The organism is Bosea sp. 685 (genome assembly GCF_031884435.1).
Lineage (GTDB): Bacteria > Pseudomonadota > Alphaproteobacteria > Rhizobiales > Beijerinckiaceae > Allobosea.
On the sequence record NZ_CP134779.1, the window covers coordinates 3,794,841 to 3,818,349 of the forward strand.

The window sequence follows — 23,509 nt, forward strand, 5'->3', positions numbered from 1 at the left end:
ACAGGGGTGCCCGGTCGCGGCAGCAAGCCGCGCTCAGAATGCTCAAGCTCAGAACGCTATTGTGAGAGCGGAGAGCGGAACGGCCAGGCAGGTCAGGCATTGATCGGGCTCGCCGTCGAAATCGACCATATGGGCGAAGCGCCCCTCGACGACACGAACCGAGCAGCTTTCGCATTGGCCGACCCGGCAACCGTTCGGCAGCGACAGGCCAGCAGTGAGCGCGGCATCGAGGATGGGGCCGGCGGCGGGCGTCCAGAGGAAGGATTCTCCCGTTCCCGCGATCGTCACGGTCTGCGGTTCCAGCCGGGCGGGCATCTCTCCCGGCGCAGAAAAAGCCTCAGTGAAGATGTCGAAGCGCGGCAGGCCCAGCCGCAGCAGCGCATCCGTCATCGCCTTGTTGAAGCCCGGCGAGCCGCACAGATAGGCGAGCGGCCGCTGCGGGACGAGATCTGCAATGCCGCTCAGGTCAAGCCGCCCCTCCCGGTCGAAGCGCTTCGCCAGCCGGTCCTCGTCACTTGGCTGCGAATAGGCCGTCACGCGGTGCAGCGCCTCCAGCTCTTGCGCGAGTTCGTCGAGGCGCCCGGCGAGGTAATGCTCGGCGCCGTTGCGGCAGCCATGCAGGAGGTGAACCTCGTGCGACGGCCTTGGCTTTGCAGCCGCCAGCGCTTCGAGATAGCCGATGAACGGCGTGATGCCGATCCCGCCCGCGATCAGAATGACAGGGCGCGTGCTGGTGACGGGCAGCGTGAAGACGCCGGACGGCGCCTCGACCAGCACCGCGTCGCCGACGCGCAGATGCTGGAGGGCCAGCGAGAGCGAGGCGGCGCCTGTGGTCTGCGCGCTGCGGCGCACCGCGATCGAGAGTTCGCCTGGGCGGCTCGCCTTGCCCGTCAGGGAATAGGCGCGCGCCAGCGGCTTGTCCGGCAGGCGGATGAGGACATGCTGGCCGGGTACGAAATCGGGTAGGCCGCGATCGTCGCATGGCGCGAGCGACACTGCGATGGCGTCGAGGCCTTCCGGCTGAGCCGAGGCAACCCTGAAGCGGCGCGTGCCGGTCCAGCATCCCTGATTCGCGGAGGGGTGGCGCCGGATGTCACATCCGACGGCGCGCAACGGCACCGATCCGCTGACGGGATCGCGCTGCGCATCTCCCAGGACGGCGTTGATATTCGTCGTGTCGGAGCCGGTGATCGCGCCGCCGGCAAGCCCCAGCGGCACGCATGCCTCCCACCAGCCGAATTCCGCCACGACCGTCCGGTCGTCGAGCGCCGTGTTGATGCGGACGCGCAAGGTCGCGCGGCCGATGCGCGTCTCGACCATGGCCCAGTCCCCCTGGGACAGCCCACGCGCCTGCGCCAGGCCCGAACCGATCTCGACCGAAGGATCGGGCGCCTTGCGCCGCAGCGAGGCGATATGGCGATGCGAGCTATGCACGAACCAGCCGCTCTTGGCGGTCGTCAGCAGCAACGGCAAGGGGCTCGTTTCGGCAGGCCCGTCATCGGCTGAGACGAAATCGGCAAGCGGGTCGTAGCCATGCTCATGCATCAGCTCGGAATAGAGCTCGACGCGGCGGGTCGGGGTCGCGAAGCCCTGCGCCCCGCCCTCCCCGAGATCGGCGAATTTGCGGTAGTGGAAAGGCTGGGGGAAGCGCTTGCCATCGGGCAAGGCGCGCAATTCCTCGACCGTGACGCCAAGCGGCGCAAGCTGGTGGTTCCAGCCGGCGACGATGTCTCCTCCAAAGAAGCTGTCCGCCAGGCCCATGCGTGTCGCCAGCGCCATGACGATCTCGTAATCGGCGCGGGACTGCGCGAACCGCGGCAGCATCTGGCGCCGGAACTGCACCGTCTCGACGGCTTCCTGCGTGATCTCGAAGCCGATGCGCAACGCCTCGCGCTCCCAGGGCATGCTCACCGGCAAGACGATGTCGGCGCATTCGGCGGTCGGATTCATGAACATGTCGGCGTGGACATGGAATTCGAGCGCCTGCAGTGCCGCAAGGTTGCGGCTCGTATCGGCCTGCGAGACGGCGAAATTCGTGCCGAAGCTCATCAGGGCGCGCACGCGATAGGGTTCGCCCTGCAGCACCGCCCGGCTGAAGTCGCGCGCGGTGATCCAGCCGCGAGCCGGCGGCCCGAGCGGCAATTCGTCGAGGCCGAGCGCCTTCTCCTTCTGCCCTGGCGGCAGCAGCGACAGATCGTTGATCGTATTGGCCGGTGGCGGCACCGGCCAGATATTGCCGCCTTCGCGGTCACAGGAGCCCGTCAGCGCGAAGAGGGTGGCGATCGCCCTCTCGGTCATCGTCGCATTGCTGTGCTGGCCGACGCCGGTCCAGCTATAATAGGCGAGGCGAGGCGCATCTTCGAGCAGGGCGTGGAAGGCGGCGATCTCGGCCTCGGCGATCCAGGTCAGCTCCGCCACGCGGGAGAGCGTGTAGCCGCGCGCCCGTTCGGCAAGCAGGTGGAAGACGGTCGTGGCGTCGATCACGCGGCCGTCGAGCGCCTGCAGGGCGACCGCCGCGTCGAGCTGGATGCCGGCGCCATCGGGAAACGTCTGCCTGGTGTCGTAGCAGGCCGGCTTGCCGGCATCGTCGAGGATGACGAAGCCATCCGGGGCGCCCGCGATGATCTCGGATGCGCGCACAAAGCGGCCCGAGGCGCGATCGATCAGAAGCGGCGCATTCGTCCAGTCCCGCACGAAATCGGCATCATAGCTGCGCGTCTCGATCAAATGGCGGATGGCGCCCATGGCAAGGGCGGCATCGGCGCCCGGCCGCATCCGCAGCCAAAGATCGGCCTGCTGGCCGGAGCCGTCCGGCTTGGGGTCGATGACGACGACCCTGGCGCCGCGGCTTCGCGCCTCGGCGATCCGGCTCGCCTGCGCCAGCCAGGTCCGGGCCGGGTTATGGCCCCAGAGCACGATCACATCGGCGCGCTCATAGTGCGGAATGCCGAGGCCGCGGCCGAATGTCAGCGCATGCGCATAATCCTTGTGCCAGCCGCAGACCTCGACCGCATAGATCAGGTTGGGGCTGCCGAAGCAGCGGATGAAGCGCTCGACCCAATCATAGCTGTCGACGATCGGGGTGCCGCTGAAGGTCGTCATGGCGAAGGCGACGGCCTCCGCGCCCGATTCCGCGCGGATCGACAACAGGCGCGCCGCGATCTCGTCGAGCGCTTCGTCCCAGCTGATCGGCGCCCATCGCGGCGTGCCGCCGTCCTTCCCGCCGATGCGGCGCAACGGCGTGGTCAGGCGCAGCGGGCTGTGGACCATTTCCGGCGCCGCGCGCCCCTTGGCGCACAGGGCGCCGCCCGTGGGGTGGCCGGGGCGAGGCTCGACCCCGACCATCCGGCCGTTCTCGACGAGGGTCACCGAGCCGCAGCGCGAGCGGCACAGCGTGCAGTATCCGTCATGTCGTTCGATCATCACGCGCCTCGAAGCGGTTTCGTCCCAGTGCGCGTCTTGCGCGCGCATTCTCGTTCGGGCGCGGCCCTCGCCGCGCGCGCGTCATCCCTGCCGGTGCCTCAAAATCTCAGAAGGCGCGTGTCGCTGCCGCTGACCATGCCGCGACCACGCGGTCGCCCGGCCTGGGAAGCTCGCTCTGCGCGATATCCTGGTTCTGCTTATGGGCGATCAGGCGCTGGCCGGCATCGCTGCGGACGATGAATTCGGTCAGCGCACCGCGATAGGAGACCGCCTCGACAGTCGCTGCCATCTGGTTATCCGCATGGATCGCCATTGCAGGCCGGTGCAAGCTGATGCGTTCGGGGCGGATCGCGATGGTCGAGGCGCCGGCGCGACGCGCATCGGCCGTGATTGCCAGCGTTTCGCCGTTGCTGGCGCGGAAGCGGTCCGGCGCGGCGAGATCGCCCTCCATGAAGTTCGCCAGGCCGATGAATTCGGCGACGAAGCGGCTCGCCGGCGCCTCATAGATCTCGTGAGGCGTGCCGATCTGCTCGACCTTGCCCGCCGACATCACCACAATCCTGTCGGCCACGCTCATCGCCTCGTCCTGGTCATGCGTGACGAAGATGGTGGTGAGACCGAGCTTCGACTGGAGACGCCGCAGATCGGTCCTGACCTCGTGCCTCAGCCTGGCGTCCAGCGCCGACAGGGGTTCGTCGAGGAGCAGGACTTCCGGCTGGTAGACGATGGCGCGCGCCAGGGCGACGCGCTGTTGCTGGCCGCCGGAGAGCTGCTTGGGCAGCCTGTCCGCCAGATGATCAAGCTTGACGAGGGACAAGGCCTCGATGACGCGCGCTTGCGTCTCCTCGCGGCCGACCTTGCGCATCTCCAGCCCGAAGGCGACGTTCTGGGCGACGCTCATATGCGGGAAGAGCGCGTAGCCCTGGAAGACCAGGCCGGCATCGCGCAGATAGGGCGGCAGCACCGTCACGTCGCGGTCGCCGAAATGGATGCTGCCCTCGCTGGCGAGGGCGAGTCCCGCGATCATGCGCAGCGTCGTCGTCTTGCCGCAGCCGGAGGGGCCGAGGAAGGCGATGAACTCGCCCTGTGTGATCTCGAGCGAGACCTTGTCGACCGTGGTCAGGCTGCCATAGCGCTTGGTTACGTCGCGAAGTGTGATCTTTGACATCGACGCCTTCTCAGAATGCGCGCGTGAGCTTGAAATAGCGGTCCGTGACCACGAGCCCGGCCGCGATGAGGACGATCTGGACGGTGGCGACGGCCGCGATCGTGGGATCGATGCTCCACTCCAGATAGTTCACGATGGCGATGGGCAGCGTGGTGGTGCCGGGCCCCACCAGGAACAGGGACTTCTCGAGGTCGACGAACGAGACCACGAACGAGAACAGCCCACCCGCCACGACACCCGGCCGGATGACCGGCCAGGTCACGCGCCAGAAGGCCTTGAGCGGCCGGGCTCCCATGGTGAGCGCCGCTTCCTCGAGCTGGCGGTCGGCTCCCAGCAGCGAGGCGGTGACGAGCCTGACCGTCCAGGGCAGAGCGATGAGGCTGTGGGCGATCGCCAGCCCAGCAAAGGTCATCGCGATCTGGATGCCGGTCACGACCTCGATCTCGATCAGGAACATGTAGAAGGCCGCGCCCGCGACGATGCCCGGCACGATCAATGGCGCCAGCAGCAAGGCCTGGATCGCCTCCCGCCCGGGAAAATCGCCCCGCGCCAGCACGACGGAGGCGGGAACGCCGACCAGCAGGCTGACCAGCGTCGCCACCATGCCCAGTTGCAGGCTGGTGACGAAGCCGTCGCGAAACCGGGTCATCTCCCAGGCAGCCAGATACCAGTCGAGCGTGTAGCCGCTCGGCGGAAAGCCGATGATCTTGTTCTTGAAGAAGCTGACCCAGATCACCGCGACGAGCGGCGCCAGCACCGCCACGAAGGCGATGGCGGAGCCCAGGATCATGGCGGGACGAAAGCTGTCGAATCTTACCGGAGTGGCGCGCCGCATCGTCACACCATCCCGTAGCGCTTGCGCAGCGTGACACTCGACAGCACGGTCAGCGCGAAGGTGACGCCCATCAGGATGAAGGCTAGACTCGCCGCGAAAGGCCAGTTGTAGACCTTGATCGCCTGCTCATAGACCTTCGGCGCCATCATCTGGAAGGACGGCCCTCCGATCAGGACGGGCGTCGCATAGGCGTTCACGGCCAGCACGAAGCAGAGCAGGCAGCCGGAGAAGATGCCGGGCATCGCCAGCGGCAGCAGCACGCGAAAGAACATCGACCAGGGCCGGGCGCCAAGGCTGAGCGCCGCCTCCTCGTAGATTTCGCCGATGCCCTCGAACACGCTCTGCAGCGAGATGATCATGAAGGGCAGGAGCACGGCGATGAGGCCGATCACGACCGCAGCGCCCGTATAGAGAATGCGGACAGGCTCGACGATGATGCCGGCGTAAAGCAGCGCCGAATTGACCAGCCCACGATCCGCCAGCAGCACCATCCAGCCGGCGGCGCGCACGGCATTGCCCATCAAAAGGGGGATGATCGTCGCCAGGATCAGCGCGGTCTTCAGGCCCGGGCTCGTCAGGCGCGTGAGGATGTAGGCCGCAGGCAGGCCCAGCAGCAGGCAGACCACTGTGCAGGAGGCCGCGACCGTCAAGGTGCGCGCCAGAATCCACAGATAGAACGGATCGCCGAAGAAGCGCGTATAGTTCTCCAGCGTCAGCCCCTCGGTGGCGACCTGGCCCGGATCGAACACCGCGAGACTCGTCCGCCCCATCATGACGAGGGGCAGGACAAGGCCGGCCAGCACCAGGGTCAGGCTCGGGAGCAGCAGCCAGCCGGCACTGAACCGGCGGGCGGGGCGCGGCGAAAGGCTCGGTGCGGGGGCATCCAAGGCCAGGGTCAAGCCTTGAATTCCTTGTTCCACCATTCGACCCATTTCGGATCGTTCTTGGCCGCGTAGGCGTAGTCGACGAAGTTCAGCTTGGCGATTTGCTCGGGCGTGAGTTCGAGTCGCTTGCGCACATCAGATGCAAGCTCGGCATTGCCGGTCACCACTGAATAGGAGGTCGCCTCCGCGATCGCGCCCATGGGCTTGGGCTGCAGCATCGCGTCGAGATATTTATAGGCGCCGTCGGTATTGCGGGCGCGCTTGGGAATACCGGCTCCGAACGAGACGAAGACCGCGCCTTCCCCGGGGTAGGCCCAGCGGATCGGCAGGCCTTCGACCTCCCATTGCACAGCCCGGGCGCTGTAATTGGCCGAGATCCAGATCTCCTCGTCCTTGAAGGCGGCGGCGAGCGCCTGGTGCGAGGGGTAAAGCCGCGGTTGGACGGCCTTCTTCATATCGAGCAGCGCCGGGAAGGCCTTGCCGACATCGCCCATCGAGCCGCCATGGGAGAGCGCGGCGGCATAGATGTAGTTGAAGTAGATCTGGTCCATCAGCCCGACGCGGCCGGCATATTTCGGGTTCCACAGATCGGTGAAGCTCGTGGGGGGCTCGGGAATCTTGGCGGGATTGTAGAGGATCACCACGCCGCCATAGATGCAGGGCACGAGATAGGGCAGCCGGAACTTCTCGTTGACGCTGCCAAGGCTGGGGATGCGCGCGACATCGAGCGTCTCGAGCGCGCCCTGTGCGTTCATTTCATAGGCGTCGGCGTCGCTGAGCCAGGTCACGTCGACGGTGCCGCGCGGCAGCCGGCGCTCGGCGAGGAGCTTGGCCTTGCGCTCAGGCACCGGAGCGAGGTCATGGACGATGCGCAGCGGCGAGGCACCGAAGGCCGGGGCTTCAAACCCCTTCACGATGCGTTCGTTCCAGTCGCCGCCCCAGTTCGAGACGACCAGATCGCCGCTCTGCGCCTGTGAGGGCGTGGGCAGCATTGCGCCCAGGGCAGTGGCCGCCCCAAGTCCGAGAAGGCGCCGACGGTCGAGACCGTCCGCCGCAAGATGATGATCCGACACGGTTATTCCCCTTGATTGGGGCCGCTCTCGGCGGCCCGCATTCCTTCACCCTTCGGGGTGTGAACCTGCAAGCTAACCTCAGCGCGCTTCACGAATGAGTTGTAATTGCTTCACGATTGTTTCAGCCTCGAGGGACTCCAGACAGGGGACGTCCGATCAAGCGACTGCTGCTCATCGAGGATGACGACACCTTCGGCATTCTTCTCGCCGCCTATTTCAAGACGGCGAGCTACCTCACCGAGAGAGTGGGATCGGCGGAGGCCGGGCTAAGGCGGCTGGATCGCGAGAGCTGGGACGCCGTCATCATCGATCTCAACCTGCCTGACGAGGACGGCATCGTGCTGACGCGCATGGTGCGGGCGCGGTCGTCCATCCCGATCGTCGTGGTCACGGGGCGCCATGGCGCGGAAGACCGGCTGCTGGCGCTGGAAATCGGCGCGGATGATTTCATCACCAAGCCATTCGAGCCGCGCGAGCTCGTGCTGCGCCTCAACAACATCCTGCGCCGCGGCGAGCGGCAGGACAAAAATCCCGCCATCCGCCTGGGTTGCGCCGGCGGGGAGCTCGATCTGGCGGGCCGCACCCTGCTCAACGGCGCCGGCGACAGGGTCGATCTGAGCGCGATCGAATTCGCAATGCTGACCGTGCTGGCGCGAAGCCCGGATCGCGTTCTGACGCGCGCCCAGATGATCGATGCCGTAACCAGTGGCGACGCCCCGGAAACCGAGCGCGCCATCGATATCAGGATTTCGCGGCTGCGCAGAAAGCTGGCAGAGGCCGGGCTCGACACCGCCTTGCTGAAGACGGTCCGGGGCTATGGCTACAAGCTCGAAACCGCGCCGCGGCTTCAGGCCGGAGGGACCGGCCGCGCCTCGAGACGCGACGCATAGTCTGCCATCTGCGCGATCGCGTCGGTGAGGCAGTCGATCAGGAGCCGGTTCTGACGTTGCGATATGGCGCCGTCCGCCTCCGCGATGGGGTGCAGGGTTCTGTCCGACAGCTCATGGAAGCCGAAAAGGCCGGCGGCGGCATGCACCTTGTGCATCAGCTTTCCGAGTTCGCCCTCACCGCTCGATGATTGCGCCAGCGCCTCGGCGGCCTGCCGGAAGGTCGCGTTGCCCGCGACGACGATCGCATGGACATTCTCCGCCCCGACATCACCGACCATGCGGTCGAGTCGGGAGGTGTCGAAATCGCCAAGGCTGTCCGCCCGCTCGGAAAAGCGCAGGCGATCCTGCGGCTGCAGCACGCCGATGCCGCGCGCGAAATCGCGTGTCGCCGTCAGCGTCTCCGCCAATTGCTCCAGGGCGACAGGCTTCTCGACGAAGCCGGTGAAGCCCGCCGCGAAATAGGTCTCGATATCGGCGGGCAGCACGTTTCCGGTCATGGCGATGATGGCTGGCCGGCCCACTGCCGGCCGCGCATTGGCGATCCACCGGGCGACATCGATGCCGGACATGTCCTGCATCGATATGTCGAGAAGGACGGCGTCATAGGAACGCTGCTCCAGGGCGGCGATGCCCGCCCGGCCGTCGAGCGCGGTCGTCACCCTGTGACCGAGCCTTTTCAGCAGCGCTTCGGCGACGATCAGGTTGATCGGCTCGTCATCGACGACCAGGACATCGAGCGGTGGGCTACCGGCGCGGGTGATGGCGTCCGAAGCGACTAGCGTCTCCGGCTGATGCATCTCGCCGAGGCTGGCGAGGGGGACATCGACCCAGGCCCGCGTCCCGCGATGGCGGCCGGGCGCCAGCCCCAGCTGGGCGCCGATGGCCTCCGCCAGTTCCTCGCTGATCGCCAATCCCAATCCAAGGCCTTCGATTCCCGAGGCGACATGGTCCTTGTGCCTGCCATAAGGCGCGAAGGGGCGTCGCGAGCGATCCTTGTCGATGCCGGGACCGGAATCGGTGATGGTGACGCGCAGCACCGGGCCGCTGCGGGCATTGTGGCGGACGGATGCCCGCAGCGAGATCGCGCCCGACGAGGTGTATTTGAACGCATTGCTCAGCAGATTGAAGAAGATCTGCCGCAGGCGCCGGGGATCCGACCAGATCGGCATCAATCTGTCGGGGCTGATGCGGGCATGGAAGGTCAGGCCCTTCTGCTTCGCCATGGACCGCGCTAGGCCGGCGATCTCCTGAAGCAGGGGATGACTTTCGACGATCTCGCACTGGATGGCGACGCGGCCCGAGGTGATGCTTGCGATGTCGAGGATATCGTTCAGGACATCGCGCATCGCGCGGGATGCACCGACAAGGTTCTGGATCATCGCGTGGTGCCGCTTTGGCATCGTCTCCTCGGCCAGGAGTTGCGCGATGCCGTAGATCACGTTCAGCGGATTGCGCAGTTCATGCCCGACCTTGGTGATGAATTGGGTGCGCATGGCGATCTCCGCCTCGGCCCTGGCGCGGGCGGCCCTGAGATCGCGCTCGCGCGCCTTGAGCACGGTGATGTCGGCTCGGATGCTGGTCGTGCCGCCAGAGGGGGTGCGCCTTTCGCTGACCTGGATCCAGCGCCCATCGGCAAGTTGCTGCTCGAAGAAGCCGATACCGGTCCTGTGGAAGGAGATACGCCGCTCGACCCAGTTGTCCTCGTCATCACTGATCTTGAAGACGCCTCGGCGCACGCTTTCGCGCACCAGATCCGGGAAATAGAGCCCCGGCCTCATGAGATCGGCGACTGCAGGGTAGAGGCGCTTGTACTGCGCATTGCAGATCAGCATCCGATCTTCCGCATCATAGAGCACGAAGGCTTCCGGCAGGGCTTCCACGCCTTCGATCAAGGCGCGGCTCACTGCATCGGATCGCCCCTCGCGGGCGAGCTCATCGGGAAATACCGCACCCGCCGCCTCGAGCGGGCCGATCCACCGGCCAAACACCGCGGCGCCATCAATCGCGAGAAAGGGAGGACTGGCGGCGATATGGCCTGTAAAGGCCGAGTTGTCCCGAGCCGCGGACTGCGCGAGCTGGCTGAGCGTCGCAATCCTCCGATCAGGAAGCCGGACCTGCGCATCGCCTTTGCGGAGCTGCGATGCATCCACGGCCCTCTTGAGGGATGCCGGAATAGTCCATGTGATCTCGTTTGCACGTCCGGACCAGTGCCAGAGCAACGCATCACCCGAGACAGCTTCATCAACCATGGAGCGCTATATGCCTGTTTCAAAGAAGGCCGGCACCGAGGTTGTTCAATTCGGCATTGGCGCAAAAGCACTTTTCGGCAACCAAAAGAACTTTTCAGCGACGATGAGCATCGGAGTTTGGCAAACTGCGGGCCTGAAACCACATCCACGTGCAATCGTGCAGCCACAGTAGCGATTTCGGCCCGGAAACAGGCCACGCCAATCTCTTGTGCATATCGTTTGCGAGCGAATACGGAATACCAAGGTTTGTGGTCTGGCGACGGTCGAGGCTGTCTCCTATCAGGGGGCCACGCTCCTATCAGGGGGCCACGGTCTATGTTCATGCGCGCCTCGCCGACGGAACCTTCGTGATTTGTGCCGCGACGCCGGAATCCAGCCGTATCGCCGCGCAAGGCGACGCTATCGGGCTGCTGCCGGCCAGAACGCGCCTGGTCGCTTTCCCGATTTGATGGGCAACGATGCCACGACGCGCAGATTGTCGTTGGGAGGCCTATTCTCAGATGGGGAGACCAGGCGCCGGTGGCGTCAGGCAAGATCCCAGGGATTGATCACGGACACGCCGGTATCGTCGAAATCCACGACATTGCGGGTGACGAGGATGAGATCATGCACGATCGCCGTGGCCGCGATCAACCCATCGACGTCACCGCGCGGCCGGATCGCGGCGATGCGGCCCCATTCGACCGAGATCTGGTCGCTCACCGGCAGGATGCGATCGGCATGATCATGGCGGATCCTGCGTAGCCACTCGGCAAGATGGCTGGCCGCCTTCGGGTCCGACTTTTGCTTCAGGGCGATGCCGCGCATGATCTCGCCGAGCGTCAGGGTGCTGAGATGGACGCTGCCGGGAGCGACCGAGCGCAGCCAGGTCAGTGACGGCGGCGAGCCGCGCCTGGCCTCCGAGATGACGTTGGTGTCGACGAGATACATCAGAACGCCGCGTCGCGGCTCGGCGTCTTGGCGCGCCGCGTCAGCGCCTCGGCGAATTCGTCGTCCCAGGCCGGGCCGGAGAGCAGATCGTCAACCAGAGTCGGCCGCCCGGCGCGCAACGCATCGTAGTCGGAGGCCGAGAGCACCACAGCGGTGCGCTCGCCGCGCAAGGTGACGATCTGCGGGCCTTCGAGCCGGGCTTTCCGCACCACCTTGGAGAACTGGTTCTTGGCGTCCTGGAGCGGCCATTCCATGTTCAAGCACTCCTGGTGAGCAAGGACTTCTGGTTAGCGAGAGCCTTCGGCTAGCAAGCGCTTCTGGCTAGACTGTCTAGCTATATGGCGCGCGTTCTGATTGGATCAATGCCCCACCCGTCCGATTTCCGGCCCGGGTTGTTTTCGAGCGAAGCGGCTCTCCTTCAGCCGGTCGACGCAGCGGTGAAGACCGCCAGCTGCGCGTCGAAGGCACGCTTGTATGCGGGCCGCGCTTCAGCCCGGGCGACATAGGCACAGAGGTTCGGATAGTTCTCCAGCAGGCCCGATCCCTGCAGCCTGCGCAGCACCGTCACCATCAGCAGGTCACCGGCGCTGAACGCTCCATCGAGCCAGTCGGCATCGCTAAGGCGGCTGGACAGCGCGCCCAGCAGTTTCGCGATGCTGTCCTCCAGCGCCCGCAGGCGCCGCTCATACCAGGGTTCGTCGCGCTCGAAGATCGTGGCGAGGGCGCGCTCGAAGATCGGCGGCTCCAGCGTGTTGAGGGCGGCAAACATCCACGCGATCGCGCGCGCGCGGGCATTCGCATCGCCGGGCAGCAGGCCCGCATGCCGTTCGGCGATATGGAACACGATCGCGCCCGACTCGAACAGAGCGAGATCGCCCTCCTCATAGGTCGGGATCTGCCCGAAAGGATGCAGCGCCAGATGCGCGGGCTGCTTCATCGCGCCAAACGACAGCAGCCGGACATCATAGGCCTGGCCAACCTCCTCAAGCGCCCAACGCACGCGCATGTCGCGCGCCAGCCCCCTGCCGCGATCGGGGGATCGTTCAAAGGCGGTGATGGTAACGGTCATGGTCAGGCTCCGGATCGTCGCACGCTGCCCCGCGAGGCCGTCGTTGACAATAAGGCGTCGAACGACCGCTGAGACCTCGAACGCCGCTTCCCGCCCAACCCGGCCGCTGCGTCCGCATGACCGCGAGCGGAAAGGACAGTCGCGGCGGCACGAACCCTGGTTCTATCCGAGAGCCCTGGATTTTATTCCAGAGGCGATCTCGGGCGCGTCAGGATGACCGAAAATCCGGCGAGCACCACAAGCGCGATCGCGAGCGGAACGGTCGTGATGTAGCCGATCTGCTTGAAGCCGACCGCGCCGACGATTCCTCCAAACAGGAACAGGCCGATCAGCGTCGCCAGGATGCGCAGTTTTGTCCGGCTGGCCACGACTCTGAGGCGCCTCCCGGGCGCGACATTGACGTAGACCAGCTTGCCGAGCTCGATTCCAAGATCCGTCACCATGCCCGTGACATGCGTCGTGCGCATCCGGGCATTGGAAATCTTCGTCACCATCGCATTCTGCAGCCCCATGATGAAACAGAGCAACGGGATCGCGACGGCGATGAAGGCGGTCGTTCCATTGAAAAAATGACCGGAGAGTCCAAAGCAAAGCAACAGGACCGCCTCGACGAACAAGGGATAGGCGAACCGGGCCGATTTGTCGTTTCTCCGGCCCCAGTTGATCAGGATCGCCGACAAAGCCGCGCCGGCAAGGAATGCCGCCAAGGCAAGGAGCGCGACGCCGACGAGCGCGAAGCTGCCAAGCACCACATTATCGGCGATCGACGAGACGATGCCCGACATATGCGAGGTGTATTGCCCCACGGCGAGGAATCCACCGGCATTGGTCGCTCCGGCGATGAAGCACAGCACTTCCGCCAGACGCAGATCTGCGATCGCGCTTCGCTCGACCGCGACTGTCGATCTCAGATGGTCCGCCAGTCGATGGCTGATCGGTGGCCGCGTTTCCCGAGCGCGCAACATTGAAATGCCTGCTTTTCCCTGTGGCGCGCGCCGCGCTGGCACCCTCGCCCCGTTGCGCCAGGCCATGCGGCGCCCCGGCGACCACGCTGCCGCCCAACGACCCCTTGGGCAGACCTAGCAGGTCCGGGCCGGAAATGAATGGCCCGGCGCTCGAATGAGGCCGGCTCTCACCCGGAGCGGGCCAGCCTGATCGTCCCCGCCGCGTGTGCGACGCTTGAAGAGCGGTCGTTCGAGCGCCAGTTTAGACCGGACGCGAGGGGAGCATGACCGGCAGAGCTGAAGACTCCGTGATCGCGGTTTACCAGCGCCACGGCGGCGCCTGGGCCAGGCTGCGCGGTGACCGCCCGGCGGAGGGTTCATGGCTGGGTCGCTTCTGCGGCCTGCTTCCTACAGGAGCTGGAGTGCTCGACATTGGCTGCGGCTCCGGCCTGCCGATTGCGCGCGAGCTGATCGCCCGCGGCTTTGACGTGACGGGGCTCGACGGCACGCCGGCGGTGCTCGCGCTGTTTCAACGCAACCTGCCGGGCGCCCCGGCGCATCTGGCGGATATGCGCGAGCTTGCCTTGGGCCGGCGCTTCGCAGGGCTGCTCGCCTGGGACAGCTTTTTTCACCTCTCGCCCAAGGACCAGCGCGCCATGTTCCCGCGTTTCCAGGCTCATGCCGCAGCGGGCGCCGCGCTGATGTTCACCAGCGGGCCTGCCGAAGGCAACGCGATCGGCGAATTGGAGGGCGATCCGCTTTACCATGGCAGCCTCGGCCCGGACGAATACCGTGCTCTGCTGGACGCAGCGGGTTTTGAGGTTGTCGATCACGCCGTGGAAGACCCGAGCTGCGATCGAACCGTCTGGCTGGCTCGCCAGGGCGGGTGACCGGACCGGCGGCTGCTTCATGCGACGGGCTGAACGCTGCCAGAGCGCGGACCGCCGGATAGCGGGCCTGCGGATCAGGCCTCGTCCATTGCACGCTATCGATCGACTCAGACGAACGGTGATATGAGAGCGCCGACCTCAGCGGCGCGGTATCCAGCGCCAAGCCCGGATACGCATAAGCGATGCGAATTCTCCTCGTGGAAGACGAGCCGGAAATGGCGGCTGCGCTTTGCTCGACCCTGAGTCTGCACGACATGGTCGTCGATCATGCCGCGACGCTGGCGGAAGGCGCGGAAGCGATAGAGGCCCCGGTTCACAACGCGATCCTTCTCGACCGCCAGTTGCCGGATGGCGATGGCCTCACGCTGATCCCCAGGCTTCGCGCGAAAAAGCATCCCACGCCGGTGATCGTCCTCACCGCACGCGGCGATGTCACGGACCGCGTCGCTGGCCTCGACCTCGGGGCCGATGATTATCTCGCCAAGCCTTTCGCGATCGACGAATTGCTGGCGCGGCTGCGTGCTGTGCTGCGCCGGCCAGTGGGGCTTGCGCCCGACACGCTGCGGGCCGGCCGCCTGGAGTTCGACTGGCGCGACCGCTGCGCGAGCATCGATGGCGTGACGCTCGATTTGCCGCGCCGGGAACTTCTCGTGCTGGAGGCGCTGTTGCGTCGGCGCGGCCGCACGGTGCAGCGCGCTGCGCTGGAGGAGGCGGTTTATGGCTTCGACGACGAAATCCAGTCGAACGCGCTCGACATGCATGTGTCGCGCCTGCGCCGGAAACTGGCCGACGCCGGAGCAGGGCTGGAGATCCATGGCATTCGCGGCGTCGGCTACCTCCTGAAGCAGGCGATGTGACCAAGCCACCCGCCCAGGGCCACTCGCTCAAATGGCGCCTCGTCCGGCGCTTTCTCGCGCTGCAGGCCGCCATTCTCTCGCTTCTCGTCGTGCTCGTCATCGGCGCGCTCTATCTCGGCGGCCATCTCTTCAACTTCGAATCCGAAGATGTGACCGTCGAGGCCCTGAAGACAGCCGTTGAGCGCCAGGCCGATGGCGGGCTCATCTTGCGGACGACACCTGCGCTTGAGACCTTGCGCGCGGAGGTTCCCGATCTCTGGTTCATCGTTCGCGATCGGCAGGGCCACACTCTGGTCGAAGGCATGCCACCATCCCATTTCGCCCGCATTGGGGATGCGCTTGACGGTGTCGGCAATGCGCGGCTCGGCTGGAACCTGGGTGATCCGCCGCGCGCCAGCGCACTGATCCGCTGGGTCAATGGCGCGGCTGGAGAGATCCAGATTGCGACAGGGCCAGGCGCGAATGCCCCGCTGAGCTGGCTCGTTCAAGGGGTACTGATCGTCTTCATGAGCTTCGTTTTGCCGGCGCTCGTGATCATGGGGCTCGTGACCATCATCGCGACGCCCATCGTCGTGCGCCGGGCTCTCGTCGGGCTCGGGGACGTGGCGGACCAGGCCGAACAGATCGATATCGATCGGCAGGGCACACGGCTATCCACCGATTCCGTGCCGAGCGAGGTGAGCCCGCTCGTTGCAGCCATCAATCGCGCCTTGCAGCGGCTGGACGAGGGCCATGCCCGGCACAAACGCTTTCTCGGCGATGCCGCCCATGAGCTTCGGACACCGATCGCAATCTTGCAGACGCGGCTCGAATCCCTGCCCGAATCAGCTCAGCGGGCCCGCCTTCTGGAGGATGTGGCGAGGCTTGCAGTGATGGCCGAACAGTTGCTCGACCTTCAACGGATCGAGCACAACCCGGACGATTTCGCCAGGCTCGACCTCGTCGCGATGAGCCGGCGCGTCGCCGCCGATCTCGCGCCCCTGGGCATCGCTTCAGGCTATCAATTCGCATTCGAGGCAGAGGCCGAGCCTGTCATTGCATGGGGCGACGAAGCCGCGCTTGAACGGGTCCTGGCCAATCTGGTTCAGAACGCCATCGCGCATGGCGGCCGTCGCGGTACGATCACCATCACGGTCGGACGAGAGCGGACGATCGAGGTCGCAGATGAGGGGCCGGGCATACCCAGCGAACAGCGCAGCCGCATTTTCGAGCCGTTTTTTCGGCTGGCGCCGCGCGAGCGCGGCGCGGGCCTAGGGCTGCATCTCGTCGAAGCGATCATCCGGCTTCACTCAGGGGACGTCGCCGTTCTGGACTCATCGACAACGGGTGCGCGCTTTCGCATCACTTTGCCACCGCCAGCGACCTGGCCCCCACCAGCAGCAGCCTGACTTCGGATCTGCCGTGCTTTTTTGAAGCCTCCGCACACCGCATAATGTTGGGATAATCGACGCAGCCGAGATGTGGGGCCCCGGCGAGCGTTACCTTTCACGAGGGACGATCTCGCCGCTGAGAAGGGCCCTCACGCGTCGCATGCCTATTGTCCGTCCAAGAACAGCCGCTGCCGGAAATCGGCGCTACGCCAGAGCGACACGCCATCGCCTGAGAGACCGTTCGGAAACTCCGCGAGCCCTCATCCTGAGGAGCCATTTCCTCGGAAATGGCGTCTCGAAGGATGCTCCAGGAGTCTCCGGAACCATCTGGAGCATCCTTCGAGACGCCGCTGCGCGGCTCCTCAGGATGAGGGCTGGAATTTCCAAACGGGCTCTGAAAGCTGCAGCGCTCATGCTCTGCGTTGCGGGATGCGCCGAGCCCGCCAATAGGCCCTCAAACGCAGTGCTGACGCATATCGGCGTGCCCGCTGCCCCAATGACCCCGGCAAAGCCCAGCGACACCGCAGTCATCCTCGCCTTTTCCGGCGGCGGGGCGCGCTCGGCTGCCTTTGGCTACGGTGTCCTGTCGGCGCTGGTCGAGCAGCACTCTCCGGGTACGGGCACCCGCACTCTCGCAGATGATGTCGCCGTGGTGGCCGGCGTTTCCGGCGGAGGCGTTCTTGCCGCCCACTTCGCGCTCTACGGGCCAACCGGGCTGTCCGGGTTTCGCCGCGACTTCCTTGATCAGGATCCGGAGGCGTCACTGCGCATGTCATACACGCCGGACAACCTGCTGCGGGCCTATCGCGGTGGCGTCAATGATCTATCGGGCTTCGCGGCCTGGCTCGATGACCATCTCTACCACGGCGCGACCCTGCGCGATGTCGATCGACGCGGGCGGTCACGGCTCGTGCTGCACGCGACGGACCTCTATAACCGGGCGCCCTTTTCCTTCGATCGCAGGAGTTTCCTCGCGATCTGCAGCGACTATGACAGCTTCTCCCTGGCACATGCGGTCGCCGCCTCATCGGCTGTGCCGGTCGCATTCGCGCCCGTCGTCATGCGGAATTTCAACGACGCCTGCCCCGTCGCCGGACAAAGGACAAACCCGGCGCGGCCGGCTGTCGAGGCCTCGCTGTTCGAGAGGCATATCTCGGATTCGCAGGAGCGCTATGCCAGCGCCAGCGACCTGAACTATCTCAAACTGCTCGACGGCGGCCTTGTCGACAACCTCGCGACGAGCAATCTCGCCGGGCTGATGAAACAACCGGCGCCCGAGCCGCTCCAGCCTGCCACGGCGCAGCAATTGCGGCGTGCGATCATCATCGTCGTCGATGCCTCGACGCGGGTCGGTGGCGACATGTCGAACACCGCCTCGGGCCCCATCGCGACCGATACCGTCGTCGCTGCCACAGACGCCATGATCGACAGCGCAAGCCGGATGAGTTTCGACGTGCTCGAACGGGAGGCGGCACATTGGCGCGATCGGCTCACGCATTGGCGCTGCAACACGCGCTCACCACAGACGGGATGCGACAAGCTCGAGGTCAAGGTGGTGCGGCTGTCGCTGGCTGATGTGCAGGAGGCCAACGCGAAGGCGCGGATCATGCAACTTCATTACAAGCTCAGCCTGAAACCCGGCGATGTCGATTTCCTCGCCGGTCTCGGCGGGCAGCTCCTGCGTGGCAGCGCCGTGTATCAACGCTTCATCCGCTCGGCGTTTTGAAAGCCATTCGGGGACGACTGAATCAGGATGCGGCGACGATCACAGGTCCCTTGGAAGGTGCCGTCACCAGGGCACGGCGCCCCTTCAAACCGGGATCGAAGCTCATAGCCCGATCTCCAGACTGGCGATCTTGTCGGTTTCGAGGACGAAGCTGTAGCGCAGATCGACAGGGCCACCGCGGAAATTTCCGGTCACACGGCTGGTGACGGTCGCCCGGTCCTCATCCTGCTCAATGGCGAAGGGCTCGCGGACACACCCCTTGATCTCGGCTCGTAAGCTGCCGGAGCGCTGACCGCCAGTTGCTGCCAATTCCAGCGCATAAGCGATAGGAGGGCTTTCTATCGCTCATCGACCGTTGAGGCTGAAGCGCGCTCCCCTCAGCGCGCGTGACAAGGACAATCTCGGCAGGTGGGCCAGCCATGGGACACGACGACAGGAGCGGGCTGGGGGGCTTGCGTTTCTGGCGGAGTCTGTGGCGAAGGTGGAGTTTGCCGGGCTGGACCTGAAGCACCTGCATGGGGCTGTCGAAAAAGCCGCCGATCTCTTAGGCTCCCCAACGTGACCTCAATCCCTCCCGCTTGGACGCATCTTCAGCCCGACTCTCTCAAGGCGCTCCTGGAGCCGCCCGGCAGGGTCCCGCAGGCTATCCGCCTGACGCCCTATAACGTCCCCGTCGATGCCGCTCTTCAGGCCCCCATGGTCATCGCGGCACGCCTCCTGCTGGCGCTTGCCGTGGAGAAAGGCGGGCTCGTGCTCACGCCTGCCGGAGCCCTCAAGCGTGTCGATGTCTGGCATGTCTTCGACAGGACGGAATGGCCGGGATACGACAAGGCCACCACGCTCGCGGTCAACAAGGTCATCAACGAGCACGACGCCTACGGGGTCCTCTTCACAAGGATCGTGCTGCAGGCTGCGGGGCTCCTGCGGAAGCGTCTAGGCGTCCTGAAGGCGAGCAAGGCGGGTAAGGCAATGCTGGCCCCTGAGGCCGCCCCTGCCCTGCTGGCCGAACTGTTTGAAGCGGTGTTCTGGAAGGTGAACCTTCAGGACTTCGACAACAACCCGATCGACTTCTGGCCCCAGCACCATATGGGCGTGATCCTCTGGAGCCTGTCCGTGACGGCGCATAGCTGGTCCAACGCTGGCGACCTGATGGAAGGATGCGCGATCATGGACACGCTCGACGAGGTGCCGAGGCCCGACCTGCCGGAGTTCGCCATGGTGTCCCGCGTCCTGCGACCCCTGACATGGTTGGGGGTTTTGGAAAGCCGGAAACAGAAGCGGCCTTCCGGCCGGGGGTTCGATGAGGATTTCCGGCAAGTGCCGCTATTGCGCCAGTTGGTGGGGTTTGAGGTGAAGATGAAGGGGGCGGAGGCGGCGCGGCATTGAAGGGCGAGAATGTCGCGGATAGGCTGGAAGCGGATGACCATCCGCGGCCCGGAGCGCCACCACATAGTCGACGCGCAAGCTGCCGATATCGGCCAAGCTGCCACCCCGCAACTGCCATCGCCGCAGTTGAGGGGCATGGCTCTTGCTCGGCGCCGACCGCTTAGCTATGCTCTTAGCTAAGGAGATGCCGATGGCCCAGTTCTCGGTTCACGATGCCAAGACCAACCTGTCCAAATTGATCGCGGACGCGCTTGAGGGCGCGGATGTGGTCATTGCCCGTGGCAGCGTGCCGGTGGTGCGCCTGGTGCCGGTCGCGCCACGCGGCAAGCGGCGCTTTGGCGCGCTCAAGGGAAAGATCGCCATTGATGCGCGCTTTGACGAGCCCCTGCCCGAGACTGAACTCGGGGGCTGGAATCTCAGTTGAGGCTGCTGCTCGATACCCATGCCCTGATCTGGTGGCTTGCGGGTGATGAAGCGCTGAGCCGCCCTGCCCGCGAGGCGATCGCGGACGAGGCCAACAGCATCGCCGTCAGCGCCGCCTCGGCCATGGAGATCGCCACCAAATTCCGTATCGGCAAGCTCCCCGACGCGGCGCTGCTGGCGCAAGACTTCGAGGCGATCATCGCCGATCAGGGCTTTGCCGAACTGGCGATCACCGTCCGCCATGCCCGGCTCGCCGGTGAGATGAACATTGCGCATAAGGATCCGTTCGACCGCCTGCTCATTGCCCAGACTCAATCCGAGGACATGGTGCTGATTTCGAACGAAGCCCTCTTCGACGGCTTCGCAGTCAAACGCCTCTGGTAGCAGACTCCGATCCGACGCGATAACCGCGGCAGCCCTTATACTGACGGCCTTTGACGCAGACTTATGGCTGAGGCTGCTCCATCATTCCGGGGCGGAAGGATCGAGCCCGGAACCCAGAACCGATGACGCTGCTTGGGAAGGCGCGGGTAGAGCGTTTTCGAACGAAGTGGACACCGGTTCGCGTGGAGAAAACGCGTCAAAACAAAGGGCTCGAGCTGTTGAACGATCCAATGGGATCGGAAACTGCTCAAACCGGCGCGCTTCATGACGACACGCATCGGTTCTGGGTTCCGGGCCCATATTCTCTCGCATCATTGGCTACGGCCTGCCCCGGAATGACGGGAATAACGCCGTCGCTCAGCGCTGAACGCCGTCCGGGCCTGCTCCCGCCCGTCCGGCTTGAATCACCCGCCAGATCGCCTGGGGCGTCGCCGGCATGTCGAGATGCGTGACGCCGTGGGGCGCCAGCGCATCGACCACCGCGTTCATCACCGAGGGCAGCGAGCCCGCGCAACCCGCCTCGCCGCAGCCCTTGGCGCCGACCCGGTTATGCTGCGTCGGCACGCCCTGGCTGACGAAGGAGAAGAACGGCACATCCGCCGCGCGGGGCAAGGCATAGTCCATATAGGAGCCGCTCATGAGCTGGCCGCTCTCGTCATAGACGGTGCGCTCGAACAGGGCCTGGCCGATGCCCTGGACGACGCCGCCATGGAGCTGGCCCTCGACGATCATCGGGTTCACCACCGTGCCGAAATCATTGACCATGACATAGCGCGCGATCGCGACATGGCCGGTCTCAGGATCGATCTCGACCTCGGCGACATGGCAGCCATTGGGATAGGCCGAGGGCGCCGATTTGAAGACATGATCGACGTCGAGCGACTGCGGCAGTCCAGGCGCGAGCGCAGTGCCGGCCTGCAGCCGCGCCGCCAGCTCCATGATGCCGATCGCGCGGTCGGTGCCGACGACGCTGAACTGGCCCGCCGCAAACGCGATATCGGCGCTGTCGGCCTCCAGGACATGGCCGGCGACGAGCTTGCCCTTTTCGATGACGAGGTCGCTCGCCTCGATGATCGCCGAGCCGCTCGCCATCAGCGATTTCGAGCCGCCCGTGCCGCCGCCCGCGATCAGCCGGTCGCTGTCGCCCTGCACGAGCTTGATCTTGTCGAAGGGCACGCCCAGCTGGCTGGTGAGCAATTGGGCGAAAGGCGTCCAATGGCCCTGGCCGTAATCCAGCGTGCCGGTGACGATGGTCACGCTGCCGTCCGGCTCGAAATGGATTCCGCCCATTTCATTGCTGGGTGGCGCCGTGACCTCAAGATAGCAGCCGATGCCTCGCCCGCGCAGCAAACCGGCCTTGCGGCTCGTCTTCAATCGCCCGGCATAGCCCTTCCAATCGGCGGCTTCGAGCGCCCGCTCGAACAGCGCCGGGAAATCGCCGCTGTCATAGACCGTGCCCACCGGCGTCGCCCAGGGCAGGCTCCTGGGCTGGACCAGATTGCGCCGACGCAAGTTCGCCCTGTCGATCCCCATGCCGCGGGCGGCCTTGTCGATCAGCCGCTCCATCAGGTAGTTGCCTTCCGGGCGGCCGGCGCCGCGATAGGCACCGATCGGCGCCGTGTTGGTCACCGCGCAACGCGTCTTAACCTCGACGAGCGGCGTCCTATACATGCCGACCGAGTTCTTGCCGATATTCAGCGTCGCCATCAGCGGCCCGGCGGGGGTGACATAGGCGCCCATATTCGCCACGCCGGTGAAGCGCGTGGCGAGGAAGCGCCCGCGCGCATCGAGCGCCAGTTCGGCCTCGAAGACCATGTCGCGGCCATGGTGATCCGAGACGAAGCTCTCCGAGCGTTGGTCGGTCCAGCGGACCGGCCGCTTCAGCACGCGCGCCGCATGGAGCAGCACGACATATTCGGGAAACACGGCGGCCTTCATGCCGAAGGAGCCGCCGACATGGCCGGTGACCAGGCGCATCTGCGCAGGCTTCACGCCCATGGCCGCGGCCAGATTGTTGCGCATGCCGAAGGCGCCCTGGCTCGGCGCGTGCAGCGTGTAGCGCTTCGCCTTGCCGTCAAAACTCGCAATCGCCGCGCGCGGCTCGATCGGGTTGACGACGATGCGGTTGTTGACGATCCGCAACCGGGCGACATGCGCGGCTTCAGCGAAGGCAGCCGCGACCTTGCCGGCATCGCCGGAGTGGAAATCGACGATCAGATTGCCGGCGACATCGTCATAGAGCTGCGGAGCCCCAGGGCTTAGAGCCGCCTCGGCATCCGTGACGGCGGGCAGGATGTCGATGTCGAGCCTGACCGCTTCGGCAGCGTCGCGGGCCTCCTCGGCGCTGCGCGCGACGACGACCGCAACGGGGTCGCCGACGAAGCGGACCTTGCCGTCCGCCAGCGCCGCGCGCCCGGGCTTTCGCATGGCGGTACCATCGCGGGCGGGTATATCGACCACCGTCAGGATGACGTTGTAGCCGTGGCCGTCGAGGTCGGCTGCCGTATAGACCGCGACGACGCCCTTCATCGCGCGCGCGTCTGCCGTATCCACCGCCCTGAGATCGCCATGCGCATGCGGGCTGCGCACGAAGGCGGCGAAGAGCTGCCGTTCGACGCTGAGATCATCGGTATAGCGCCCCTGCCCCTGCACCAGGATCGCGTCCTCCCGGCGCGGCACGCGCTGGCCGATCTCGACCGAAGCCGCGGGAGCGCCACCAGGGGAAACGTCAGCAGGAGAAACGCGAGAGTTCATCAGGTACCGGCCATGAGAGAACGGGAGAGATGGGAGAACGGGGAGGAAAGCTCAGCCTTATTGATAGGGCGGGTGTTGGACCTGCCGAAAGAGCGCAGGATGCAGCCCCGCCAAGCGCCCAGCGGTTGCGAAACGCACAGAGCATGCCAAACTGAAAGGGGGCGCCAAACGCGTGGACAGAGCCGGCCTCGTCGCGAAGGCAGGCTCGCAAGCGCATGATGCGTGGCTGCCCGACGACCGGGCGAACGAAACAG

General features: G+C 65.7%; 20 protein-coding genes and 1 pseudogene. 9 read left to right on the forward strand and 12 right to left on the reverse strand.

Annotated features, from left to right (window positions below):
* Positions 1-48 precede the first annotated feature (48 nt).
* From RMR04_RS19090 to RMR04_RS19110, 5 genes are all read right to left on the reverse strand, one after another.
* The gene (locus RMR04_RS19090) at positions 49-3,423 is read right to left on the reverse strand and encodes a molybdopterin-dependent oxidoreductase (RefSeq protein WP_311909906.1); all 3,375 of its coding nucleotides are present in this window, start codon (positions 3,421-3,423) and stop codon (positions 49-51) included.
* 106 nt (positions 3,424-3,529) lie between these two features.
* Positions 3,530-4,591, reverse strand: coding sequence for an ABC transporter ATP-binding protein (locus RMR04_RS19095; RefSeq protein WP_311909907.1), 1,062 nt, complete (start codon positions 4,589-4,591; stop codon positions 3,530-3,532).
* 10 nt (positions 4,592-4,601) lie between these two features.
* Positions 4,602-5,426, reverse strand: coding sequence for an ABC transporter permease (locus RMR04_RS19100; RefSeq protein WP_311909908.1), 825 nt, complete (start codon positions 5,424-5,426; stop codon positions 4,602-4,604).
* Between the two features lie 2 nt (positions 5,427-5,428).
* A complete protein-coding gene (locus RMR04_RS19105) occupies positions 5,429-6,325 on the reverse strand; it encodes an ABC transporter permease (RefSeq protein WP_311909909.1) in 897 nt (298 codons plus the stop codon).
* Complete coding sequence (locus RMR04_RS19110) at positions 6,322-7,383, reverse strand: ABC transporter substrate-binding protein (protein WP_311909910.1); 1,062 nt, start codon at positions 7,381-7,383, stop codon at positions 6,322-6,324. The genes RMR04_RS19105 and RMR04_RS19110 overlap by 4 nt, the downstream gene beginning before the upstream one ends.
* 116 nt (positions 7,384-7,499) lie before the next feature.
* Between RMR04_RS19110 and RMR04_RS19115 the strand changes: the two genes are divergently transcribed.
* Positions 7,500-8,273, forward strand: a complete 774-nt coding sequence (locus RMR04_RS19115) for a response regulator transcription factor (protein WP_311909911.1) — start codon at positions 7,500-7,502, stop codon at positions 8,271-8,273.
* Here the strand turns inward: RMR04_RS19115 and RMR04_RS19120 are convergent.
* Positions 8,231-10,261: a response regulator gene (locus RMR04_RS19120; RefSeq protein WP_311909912.1), complete on the reverse strand. Its 2,031-nt coding sequence runs from the start codon at positions 10,259-10,261 to the stop codon at positions 8,231-8,233. The two genes, RMR04_RS19115 and RMR04_RS19120, sit on opposite strands and share 43 nt — an antisense overlap.
* A 271-nt stretch (positions 10,262-10,532) precedes the next feature.
* Here RMR04_RS19120 and RMR04_RS19125 point away from each other — a divergent pair, with 271 nt between their 5' ends.
* The gene (locus RMR04_RS19125) at positions 10,533-10,694 is read left to right on the forward strand and encodes a hypothetical protein (RefSeq protein WP_311909913.1); all 162 of its coding nucleotides are present in this window, start codon (positions 10,533-10,535) and stop codon (positions 10,692-10,694) included.
* Positions 10,695-11,047: 353 nt separating this feature from the next.
* On the opposite strand, the gene RMR04_RS19130 is transcribed toward RMR04_RS19125, so the two are convergent.
* The 4 genes and pseudogenes from RMR04_RS19130 to RMR04_RS19145 all read right to left on the reverse strand — a co-directional run.
* Positions 11,048-11,452, reverse strand: coding sequence for a type II toxin-antitoxin system VapC family toxin (locus tag RMR04_RS19130; protein WP_311909914.1), 405 nt, complete (start codon positions 11,450-11,452; stop codon positions 11,048-11,050).
* The gene (locus tag RMR04_RS19135; RefSeq protein ID WP_311909915.1) at positions 11,452-11,706 is read right to left on the reverse strand and encodes a type II toxin-antitoxin system Phd/YefM family antitoxin; all 255 of its coding nucleotides are present in this window, start codon (positions 11,704-11,706) and stop codon (positions 11,452-11,454) included. Before RMR04_RS19135 ends, RMR04_RS19130 begins: the two co-directional genes overlap by 1 nt.
* A 164-nt stretch (positions 11,707-11,870) precedes the next feature.
* Complete coding sequence (locus RMR04_RS19140) at positions 11,871-12,521, reverse strand: glutathione S-transferase family protein (protein WP_311909916.1); 651 nt, start codon at positions 12,519-12,521, stop codon at positions 11,871-11,873.
* 212 nt (positions 12,522-12,733) lie between these two features.
* Positions 12,734-13,486: pseudogene (locus RMR04_RS19145) on the reverse strand (YoaK family protein); the annotation flags it as partial.
* A 263-nt stretch (positions 13,487-13,749) separates the two neighbouring features.
* Here RMR04_RS19145 and RMR04_RS19150 point away from each other — a divergent pair.
* The 4 genes from RMR04_RS19150 (at position 13,750) to RMR04_RS19165 (ending at position 18,308) form a co-directional block, all read left to right on the forward strand.
* Positions 13,750-14,355, forward strand: a complete 606-nt coding sequence (locus RMR04_RS19150; protein WP_311909917.1) for a methyltransferase domain-containing protein — start codon at positions 13,750-13,752, stop codon at positions 14,353-14,355.
* Positions 14,356-14,537: 182 nt separating this feature from the next.
* Positions 14,538-15,212, forward strand: a complete 675-nt coding sequence (locus RMR04_RS19155) for a response regulator transcription factor (RefSeq protein WP_311909918.1) — start codon at positions 14,538-14,540, stop codon at positions 15,210-15,212.
* A complete protein-coding gene (locus RMR04_RS19160) occupies positions 15,209-16,600 on the forward strand; it encodes a sensor histidine kinase (protein WP_311909919.1) in 1,392 nt (463 codons plus the stop codon). Before RMR04_RS19155 ends, RMR04_RS19160 begins: the two co-directional genes overlap by 4 nt.
* Positions 16,601-17,045: 445 nt before the next feature.
* On the forward strand, positions 17,046-18,308 hold the full coding sequence (locus RMR04_RS19165) for a patatin-like phospholipase family protein (protein ID WP_311909920.1): 1,263 nt from the start codon (positions 17,046-17,048) through the stop codon (positions 18,306-18,308).
* Between the two features lie 102 nt (positions 18,309-18,410).
* Here the strand turns inward: RMR04_RS19165 and RMR04_RS19170 are convergent, their stop codons facing one another.
* On the reverse strand, positions 18,411-18,617 hold the full coding sequence (locus RMR04_RS19170; protein WP_311909921.1) for a hypothetical protein: 207 nt from the start codon (positions 18,615-18,617) through the stop codon (positions 18,411-18,413).
* A gap of 387 nt (positions 18,618-19,004) precedes the next feature.
* On the opposite strand from RMR04_RS19170, the gene RMR04_RS19175 reads away from it, so the two are divergent.
* The 3 genes from RMR04_RS19175 to RMR04_RS19185 all read left to right on the forward strand — a co-directional run bounded on the left by RMR04_RS19175 (position 19,005) and on the right by RMR04_RS19185 (position 20,501).
* On the forward strand, positions 19,005-19,694 hold the full coding sequence (locus RMR04_RS19175; RefSeq protein WP_311909922.1) for a hypothetical protein: 690 nt from the start codon (positions 19,005-19,007) through the stop codon (positions 19,692-19,694).
* Between the two features lie 190 nt (positions 19,695-19,884).
* Positions 19,885-20,118 carry a type II toxin-antitoxin system Phd/YefM family antitoxin gene (locus RMR04_RS19180; RefSeq protein WP_311909923.1) on the forward strand — a complete coding sequence of 78 codons (234 nt, stop codon included), beginning with the start codon at positions 19,885-19,887 and terminating at the stop codon, positions 20,116-20,118.
* Complete coding sequence (locus tag RMR04_RS19185; RefSeq protein WP_311909924.1) at positions 20,115-20,501, forward strand: type II toxin-antitoxin system VapC family toxin; 387 nt, start codon at positions 20,115-20,117, stop codon at positions 20,499-20,501. Before RMR04_RS19180 ends, RMR04_RS19185 begins: the two co-directional genes overlap by 4 nt.
* A gap of 357 nt (positions 20,502-20,858) precedes the next feature.
* Here the strand turns inward: RMR04_RS19185 and RMR04_RS19190 are convergent, their stop codons facing one another.
* Positions 20,859-23,255, reverse strand: coding sequence for a xanthine dehydrogenase family protein molybdopterin-binding subunit (locus RMR04_RS19190; protein ID WP_311909925.1), 2,397 nt, complete (start codon positions 23,253-23,255; stop codon positions 20,859-20,861).
* Between the last annotated feature and the right edge of the window lie 254 nt (positions 23,256-23,509).

Coding starts and splice junctions, on each gene's coding strand:
- RMR04_RS19150 (WP_311909917.1), top strand. CDS start 13,750: ATGACCGGCAGAGCTGAAGACTCCGTGATCGCGGTTTACCAGCGCCAC.
- RMR04_RS19125 (WP_311909913.1), top strand. CDS start 10,533: ATGCCTGTTTCAAAGAAGGCCGGCACCGAGGTTGTTCAATTCGGCATT.
- RMR04_RS19140 (WP_311909916.1), bottom strand. CDS start 12,521: ATGACCGTTACCATCACCGCCTTTGAACGATCCCCCGATCGCGGCAGG.
- RMR04_RS19100 (WP_311909908.1), bottom strand. CDS start 5,426: ATGCGGCGCGCCACTCCGGTAAGATTCGACAGCTTTCGTCCCGCCATG.
- RMR04_RS19180 (WP_311909923.1), top strand. CDS start 19,885: ATGGCCCAGTTCTCGGTTCACGATGCCAAGACCAACCTGTCCAAATTG.
- RMR04_RS19155 (WP_311909918.1), top strand. CDS start 14,538: ATGCGAATTCTCCTCGTGGAAGACGAGCCGGAAATGGCGGCTGCGCTT.
- RMR04_RS19130 (WP_311909914.1), bottom strand. CDS start 11,452: ATGTATCTCGTCGACACCAACGTCATCTCGGAGGCCAGGCGCGGCTCG.
- RMR04_RS19135 (WP_311909915.1), bottom strand. CDS start 11,706: ATGGAATGGCCGCTCCAGGACGCCAAGAACCAGTTCTCCAAGGTGGTG.
- RMR04_RS19090 (WP_311909906.1), bottom strand. CDS start 3,423: ATGATCGAACGACATGACGGATACTGCACGCTGTGCCGCTCGCGCTGC.
- RMR04_RS19095 (WP_311909907.1), bottom strand. CDS start 4,591: ATGTCAAAGATCACACTTCGCGACGTAACCAAGCGCTATGGCAGCCTG.
- RMR04_RS19175 (WP_311909922.1), top strand. CDS start 19,005: ATGGTCATCGCGGCACGCCTCCTGCTGGCGCTTGCCGTGGAGAAAGGC.
- RMR04_RS19190 (WP_311909925.1), bottom strand. CDS start 23,255: ATGAACTCTCGCGTTTCTCCTGCTGACGTTTCCCCTGGTGGCGCTCCC.